Source organism: Pseudomonas sp. 05N434 (genome assembly GCF_056396965.1).
The window spans coordinates 1-8,140 of sequence record NZ_JBFTMK010000192.1; the positions used below are offsets into that span (position 1 = coordinate 1).

At 58.3% G+C, this 8,140-nt stretch carries 6 protein-coding genes; 2 read left to right on the top strand and 4 right to left on the bottom strand.

Annotated features, from left to right (window positions below; all coding sequences use genetic code 11):
- Window positions 1–448: ABC transporter permease subunit (locus AC1DLB_RS14135; protein ID WP_477785154.1), on the bottom strand; the 448-nt coding region annotated here is incomplete at its 3' end.
- A gap of 227 nt (window positions 449–675) precedes the next feature.
- Window positions 676–1,803, bottom strand: a complete 1,128-nt coding sequence (locus AC1DLB_RS14140) for a branched-chain amino acid ABC transporter substrate-binding protein (protein ID WP_019580926.1) — start codon at window positions 1,801–1,803, stop codon at window positions 676–678.
- A gap of 350 nt (window positions 1,804–2,153) precedes the next feature.
- Here AC1DLB_RS14140 and AC1DLB_RS14145 point away from each other — a divergent pair, with 350 nt between their 5' ends.
- The gene (locus tag AC1DLB_RS14145; protein WP_026286481.1) at window positions 2,154–2,459 is read left to right on the top strand and encodes a DUF2288 domain-containing protein; all 306 of its coding nucleotides are present in this window, start codon (window positions 2,154–2,156) and stop codon (window positions 2,457–2,459) included.
- A gap of 314 nt (window positions 2,460–2,773) precedes the next feature.
- On the opposite strand, the gene AC1DLB_RS14150 is transcribed toward AC1DLB_RS14145, so the two are convergent.
- A complete protein-coding gene (locus AC1DLB_RS14150; RefSeq protein WP_477785155.1) occupies window positions 2,774–4,972 on the bottom strand; it encodes a hypothetical protein in 2,199 nt (732 codons plus the stop codon).
- A gap of 196 nt (window positions 4,973–5,168) precedes the next feature.
- Between AC1DLB_RS14150 and AC1DLB_RS14155 the strand changes: the two genes are divergently transcribed.
- Entirely contained in the window at window positions 5,169–6,065 is an 897-nt protein-coding gene (locus AC1DLB_RS14155) for an NAD(P)-dependent oxidoreductase (protein ID WP_168206183.1), read from the top strand.
- Here AC1DLB_RS14155 and AC1DLB_RS14160 read toward each other — a convergent pair.
- The coding region (locus AC1DLB_RS14160; RefSeq protein WP_477785156.1) for a putative bifunctional diguanylate cyclase/phosphodiesterase at window positions 5,956–8,140 on the bottom strand (2,185 nt) is incomplete at its 5' end. The genes AC1DLB_RS14155 and AC1DLB_RS14160 overlap by 110 nt on opposite strands.

Here is an 8,140-nt window from a genome sequence, read left to right on the forward strand (position 1 = left end):
CTTCCTGTGCGCCGCCTGGACCGAAGCTGAAGCTGCCCGGAATCAGGTTAGGGATCGATTTGTCCTTGGAGTCCTGCGAGAGCAGTACGGAGTTCTGCAGGAAGATCGACATGCCGATGGCGGAGATCAGCGGGATCAGACGGTTACTGCCCCGCAGAGGGCGGTAGGCGATCCGTTCGATACTGTAGCCGTAGGCACTGGTCACGACGATGGTCGCCAGGAAAGCGGCGGTCATCAACAACGGCAGAGAATGGATACCCAGCATGGCCAGTCCGGCAAGGACGATGAAGGCCACGTAGGAACCGATCATGTAGACCTCGCCATGGGCGAAGTTAATCATTCCAATAATGCCGTAAACCATTGTGTAGCCAATGGCTATAAGGGCATAGGTGCTGCCAATGGTCATCCCATTAACCAGCTGTTGGAAGAAGTGATAGATCTCAGGCATTACAGCGCTCCTAAAAACCTGATACGCATTTCACTGGTGGAGTCATGTTCCGGCCCGGGCTGTGTGGTCTGTGGCCACCTTCGCACGAGCGTTTGCCAGCGAACCGCTGGTGACGGTTTTAAGATTTTCAGGTAAGCCAACTCCCGGATCGCGGGACTCTGACTCATTAATCTCGTAAAACAAAGCCCACTGCTTGCGCAGTGGGCTTTATTAATCATGGCGCTAGCTTACTGAGGGGAAACTTCGGTTTTTGGTTTGCCGAAGTGCCACTCATAGACCACGAATTTGAAGTCTTTCAGGTCGCCCTTGCTGTCGAACGACAGATCACCGGTCGGGGTCTTGAAGGTGCCTTTGTGAATGGCTTCAGCCACCTTGGCGGTGTCTTCGCTCTTGGCAGCCTTGATACCTTCGGCAATCACTTCGACAGCCGAGTAGGCCGGGAACACGAACGGACCGCTTGGGTCCTGCTTCTTGTCGGCAAAGGCTTGTACCAGGGCTTTGTTGGCTGGGTCCTGGTCGAAGGATTTCGGCAGGGTGACCAACAGGCCTTCGGAAGCATTCTGGGCAATTTGCGAGATGGAGTCGTTGCCGACGCCTTCAGGCCCCATGAACTTGGCTTTCAGGCCTTTTTCCTGGGACTGACGCAGGATCAGGCCCAGCTCCGGGTGGTAGCCGCCGTAGTAGACGAAGTCGACGTTGGCTTGCTTGAGCTTCTGGATGATCGAGGAGAAGTCCTTGTCACCGGCGTTGAGGCCTTCGAACACGGCAACCTTGACGCCTTTCTTCTCAAGGGTCTGTTTCACGGCGGTGGCGATGCCTTCACCGTATTGCTGTTTGTCGTGCAGCACGGCAACGATTTTCGGTTTTACGTGATCGGCAATGTAGTTACCGGCGGCAGGGCCCTGGGCGCTGTCCAGGCCGATGGTGCGGAACACCAGCTTGTAACCACGGGTAGTGATGTCCGGGTTGGTGGCGGCCGGGGTGATCATGATCACGCCTTCGTCTTCGTAGATGTCCGAAGCTGGCTGGGTGGAGCTGGAGCACAGGTGGCCGACCACGAATTTCACACCATCGTTGACCACTTTGTTGGCGACGGCCACGGCTTGTTTAGGGTCGCACGCGTCGTCGTATTCCTTGGCTTCGAGCATCTTGCCGTCGACGCCGCCCTTCGCGTTGATCTGCTCGATGGCCATCTTGGCGCCGATGAACTGCATGTCGCCGTATTGAGTGACCGGGCCGGTTTTAGGGCCGGCGATGCCGATCTTGATGGTGTCGGCGGCGAACGAATGGCTGGCAACCCCGGCCAGAACCATAGCGGCAAACAGTTTTGAAATCTGCTTAGTAGCCTTAGTCATAGTGCTCCACTCTTACTGTTGTAGTTTTTATAGTCCTGGCGCCGTAGCAGCAGAACCGGGTCAGATATCGTCGATATCCTCCGGAAAATGCCCCCGGCAACTGTACCGGTACAGTGTAGAGCGCCGATTGTTAGCCTGGGAAGCTGGCGCCAGGGGGCAAAACCTGAGGGTGTCGCTTTGTTGAAAGAAAAAGACAGAATCGCGGCAGGATGTTAGCTGGCTAATACTTGAAGCAGCAGCATTCCCTGGCTTTCCCGGGTTTTTCAATCGGTAACGCAATTGCATCCGGGTTTTTCTGGCGCAACACCGACGTTATCATTCACATCGATTTCTTTTGCGGACAGGAACCCATGACTCAAGAACCTAGCACCCTCTATGCCAAGCTGCTTGGTGAAACCGCATCTATTACCTGGAAAGAGTTGGAGCCGTTCTTCGCCAAGGGTGCCCTATTGTGGGTCGACCCAGGCCTGGATTTGATTGCTGCGGCGGAGGCGGTGGCGACCGATGAAGGCGAGAAAGTCGCTGCCTGGCTGGCCGCCGACAAGGTCGCCAAGCTGTCTGAAACGCGGGCGCTGGATCTTTTCGAGCGTGATCCGGAGCTGTGGGCCGTGGTTGTTTCGCCGTGGATTATGATCCAGGAAAGGGCGAAGGCTTGAATGCTTGCACTGATTTGGTGCTTGGTTTTGTCGGGTAAAAGTGTGTAGCCGAGTAGCGTGATGGCACGTTGCCGTGGAGAAAGGCCACAGAAAGGCCGGTATAACGGTGACGTAAACGTAACGGGAACAGTTTATTGAGCAGCCGATGGGCTGCTCAATTGTTTCTGGGTGTTGTGATCGTTCCAACGCTCTGCGTGGGAATGCAGCCCGGGACGCTCTGCGCCCCAAAAGCGGACGCGGAGCGTCCATTGAGGCGTTCCCACGCGGAGCGTGGAAACGATCATCACAAGGCTGCGATCGTTAAAGGCTCGACCTCAATAAGCCGTCTTGCCCGTATGGTTATTCAGCGAAATAACCTTGGTCTTGCCAATCCGGTGACGGTAGATCTCGCGCAGGTACTTGATCGCCTTCTTCACGCAATCGCGCGACAAACGAATGTCATTGATCGAGACGAACTTGTCCTTGTCGTTGATCAGCTCGCGGTACTTCTTCTCGTACATCGGTTTGATCGCGTACCAGTTGGTGTCGAGGATCTTCGCCGGGTTTTCGAATTCGTTGAGCAGGTCGTCGATCCGGTCTTCGTCGAAGTCTTCATGGATGATGAAGTCCAGGATCGAGTTATCCAGCGTTTCGTCGAAGCGATACGGATTTTTTGCGAAGCAACGCTTGATGAACGCCACGATCAGCGTCAGGAAGTCGTCCGACAGRCACGGGCTCTTGGCGATCAGGGTGGTCAGCGACAGGTTGGCCGAGGCGCCGATCACCAGTGCATAACRCTTGAGCGTGGTGTTGGGGAACAGGCTGTTGAGGTGAGTCTTCAACCGGTTCAGGTCCATGTAGGACAGTTTGTAGTCTTTAGGCAGGGACACGATCGACACCACCGAGGAGCAATTCTTGAAGAAGTGCAGGTCGTGCAAGGCGGCCGCGTCATAGCCCGAATTCTTGTACTGCTCGAGCGAGGCGCGGTAGCGCTTGGACTCGATTGGCAACAGGCTGATGCCTTCAATCGCCTGGGTGACTTTGTTGAAGTGCGGCAGGTCGATGGAACGGAAGAACAGATCGTCGATGTTCAAGCGCTGCGGCTCTTTGTCGAACACCTTGAATTTGTCGCTGCTCGGCGGCGGGGTTTCCGGCACCACGGACTCGGCGTAGGCAATTGCCACCGGGCCGGCCAGGCTCATGAACAGGTCGTTGGCGTCCAGGCGAATGGTTTCGCCGATGTCGATACCGGCGCGACGGAAATAGTTCTGGTCGTAGTCGGTGGTGACCGCCTGCGCCGTCAGAATGTTGAAGATCTGCTGTGAGATGTACTGGTTGGCGTGCTTTTCCATCGCGTTGACGTCGATGTTCTGGATGTTGCCGTCATCGCTTTCTTCGGCATAACGCATGATGTCGTTGGAGATCAGCATCATCGCGTTCCATGGGCGGATACGGCCCATGACGCTGGCTTCGCTGCTGTCTTCGTTGGCGAAGTTGTAGGAGAAGTCCCACTCTTCCGACAGGTATTTGCACAGCAGGCGACCGGCGTTGATGTGCAGCGCTTCGGACATTTCACTGCGGTGATCGGAAATGTTCGGCAGTACGCAGATGCCGCTGGTGAAGATCGGCTCGAAGACGAAGGAATGGCCGCTCTTGCCGTCGTGTTCGTCCATCGGCTTGGTGTCGAACGTCTTGTTCATGTACGAGTGCTGCTGGGCCAGGCCGAATTCCGAGGCCATGCCCGAACCGGTACCGCCGCCGGCACTGAAGATCGAGAAGTACAGGCGCGACTGGTTGGCCTTGATCCCGCAGCTGTCGATCAGGTACGAGTGAATCATCTTCCAGTCGGGGCTGGAGAAGCGCTGGGTGTCCTTGTTCAGGATGATCTTGGCCAGGTACTGGCCGAGGATCGGCGCGTTACCGGCGCCACCGGCGTGGACTTCCGACAAGTCCATGATTTTCATTTTGCTGTAGTCGCGCAAAAAGCCGCTTTTTTCGCCCTTGCGCGAGAAACGGATGCGACCGGCGATGTCCTTGTCCAGGTCGCCGAGCATCACCAGCGGTTCCACCAGGAATACCGGTTTGGTGGCCTTGTTCGGCCCCAGGCGCAGGTTGTTGCGAATCCACTGCGCCGGGCTGTAGCCCTTTTCGGCGTAGCGTTTATCCGGCGACGGACGGTCTTCGTTGTTGAATTCGTTGAGGTAGAACTTGCGGGCGTTGTACACCAGCTCCGCCACGTCCAGCGCGATGTTCGAACCGCAGCGGCCCAGGCCGATCAGGCACACCGAGGGGAATTCCTGGTCGTTGTGCTGTTCGTTGTCGCCTTCCAGATGGGGCGGGCGCGGGAACACCAGGTCGCGCAGGCCGTCGAGGTTGTCGAGGATGCGGTCGGTATTGGTTTCGGTGAAGTACAGGTATTGCTGAGTCGACAGCGGACGCGACGGGGGCAATGGCTTCGACGATGAGGGGCTGTTCGCCGCGGGGCTCAGGGTCAGGTCGGATACCGCGGTGGCCGGATTGTTTTTAGAAGTCATTGTGCGCCATATACCTGGACTGGTCGGCTCGGCGACAAGTGTCATCGAGTCATCACGGAATGGGATCTCGCGTCTTTTTTAGCGCGAATGTAGCCCAAGCGTCAGGGCCTTGGCCTGAACATCGCTCGGGGGAATCCTTTCCTTAACCATGATGAATCGGCCAATATTCGATGATCTTTAATCAAGGGGAGGCTAAATGATGGCAACGTTGCCTGCGCTGGGGTTCGCCGGAATCGGCCTGATGGGTTTGCCGATGTGCCGACGCCTGTTGGCGGCCGGTTACCCGCTGACGGTGTGGAACCGCAACCCGGCCAAGTGTGCAGCGCTGGTCGAGGCTGGTGCGCGGCAAGTGGCGACACCGGCCGAGCTGTGTCAGCACGCCGACGTGGTGATGTTGTGCCTGGCCGATACCGCGGTGGTTCGTGAGGTGGTGTTTGGCGCGGCTGGCGTTGCCGAGGGGGCGAAAAGCGGCCAGTTGCTGGTGGATTTTTCCAGCCTGGAGCCCACCGCAACGCGGGAAATGGCCACAGCACTGGCCAATAAAACCGGGATGGGTTGGCTCGATGCGCCAGTGTCCGGCGGGGTGGTCGGCGCCGAGGCCGGCAGYCTGGCGATCATGGTTGGTGGCGAGGCGGCAGACCTGGCGCGCGTGCGGCCGGTGTTGCTGACCCTTGGCCAGCGCGTGACCCACATGGGCGCGGTCGGCGCGGGGCAGGTGACCAAGGCCTGCAATCAGATGATCGTCGCCTGCAATGCCTTGGTCATTGCTGAAGTGGTGAGCCTGGCCGAGCGCTCCGGGGTCGATGCCAGCCTCATTGCCGAGGCGCTGGCCGGTGGTTTCGCCGATTCAAAACCGTTGCAGATTCTCGCGCCGCAAATGGCCGAAAGCCGTTTCGAGCCCGTGAAATGGCACGTACGTACGTTGCTGAAGGATCTCGATACCGCCGTGAAGTTTTCCCGCGAACAGGGTTCGGCCACGCCGATCAGCGGATTGGCCGCACAACTGATGCGCCTCCATGGGGGGCAGGGGTTCCTGGAAAAGGATCCTTCGACGTTAGTGCAGTTGTACCGTGAGCCAGACTCAACGGATTGACGGCATGCGTGTGCTGGTTGATTTCGGCCAGTACCGGCCGCAACTCAGCCAGCGGCACCGGATGGCTAAGCAGGTAGCCCTGGACGAAATCGCAGCCGTGGCGTTGGAGAAAGTCGTATTGCTCGAGGGTCTCGACGCCTTCGGTGACGACCTGCAAATGCAGGGTGTGGGCCATGACGATAATGGCCTGGACGATTTCCATGTCCTGGGTCGCCTTGGGGATGTCCTGAATGAACGAGCGGTCGATCTTCAGCGTGTTTAATGGCAGGCGCCTGAGGTAGGCCAGGGATGAATAGCCGGTGCCGAAGTCGTCGATCGACAACGAAACGCCAAGGGCGCGAATATGCCGCAGCAACACCAGGGTATTGGAAATATTGCCCATCAGCGCATTCTCGGTCACCTCCAGCTCCAGTCGCTGGGGCGTCACCCCGTAGATGCGCAGGGCGTGTTCGATTTCATCGGCCAGTTCTTCTCGCGCCAGGTTCAGGGGCGAGCAATTCACTGCGATCTTGAGGTCTTCGCAATCGTGGCGGGACAGTTCGCCCAGGTCTGCGCAGGCTTTGCGCAATACCCAATTGTCCAGTTCGGCGATCAGGCCGTTGGCCTCGGCGATGGCGATGAACCGGTCCGGCGTCAGCAGTCCGTGAACCGGGTGTTGCCAGCGGACCAGCGCTTCCAGTTTGGTGACTCGGCCGATTCTCAGGTCATAGATCGGCTGGTAATACAGCATCAACCCGGAGTCTTCGCGCAGGGCGTGACGCAGTTCTTCTTCAAGTTGCAACTCCAGGGTGGCGCGGGCTTTCAGGTTGGAACTGAAAAAGTGCAACCCGTTACGACCGCTGCCCTTGGACTGATAGAGCGCCAGGTCGGCGTTCTTCAGCAGTTCTTCGCAGGTCTTGCCGTCTTCCGGAAACAGGCTGATGCCGATGCTGGTGGTCATGACCATGCGCCGTCCGGACAACTCGATGGGGTCCTTCATTTTCAGCATGATGCGCTGGGCCATATGCCGCGCTTCTTCACGGTCGTACAGGTTGATGAGGAGGCAGAATTCGTCGCCTCCGAAACGCGCCACCACGTCTTCGTGGCTGCGCACTGAGGCCTTGATGTGGCTGGCGAGGACTTTGAGCAGTTCGTCGCCGGCATCATGGCCAAGGCTGTCGTTAATCCGCTTGAAGTGGTCGATGTCGAGGAATATCACCGCGAGCATGCCGCCCTCGTTGGTTTTTTCGATGAGTTTTTCGGCGAAGAGCTGGTTGAAGCCCCGGCGGTTGAGCAGGTTGGTCAAGGGGTCGTAATGCGCCACCTGTTGCAGCGACATGCGTGCCTGATCCAGTTGACCGAGCAGGGCGTTGACCCGCTGCAGGTCGGACTCCTTGTGTTGCAGCTTCTTGTCCGCCAGTGCGGCACTGATGCTGCTGCCGATGATCAACAGCGCCATCACTGCCACTGTCAGCCCCAGTTGCAGGTGATTGTTGTCGCCGGGCAGCGGTTGAAGGCTGTCGTCGGGCAGCACCAGGTTGAGCGATGCCATGCCGGTGAAATGCATGCTGACAATGCCGGCCCCGAGCACCAGGCTGGCGGTGTATTTGAGCAGTAGATGATACGCACCGGTGTCATCGCGCAAGTGACTGGAAATCAACAGGGCAGCCAGGCTGGCACCGATGGCGATCACGACGGAGAGCACGAACAGGGCGGGTTGGTAATAGACCAGCGCACTCGATCGCAGTGCGGCCATGCCCACGTAGTGCATGGTCGCGATGCCCAGGCCGATCCACACCGCGGCCCGCAGGTATTGCCAGAAATTCAGTTGGGGATGGCTCAGGGTGTACATGGCCAGCCACGAGGCGGTCAGGGCGAACAACAGCGAGATCAGGGTAGTGGGCAGGTGGTAATGGATTTCGATCGGCACCTGGAACGCCAGCATGCTGATGAAGTGCATGGACCAGATACCGCCCGCCAGACACCCGGCGCCGACCCAGCGCCAGAGTCGTTGAGAGGCGGACTTTTCCACATGACCCACCCGCTCGGTCATGTCCAGCGTGGCGAAACCGGCCGTGCAGGCGACCAGATAGGCC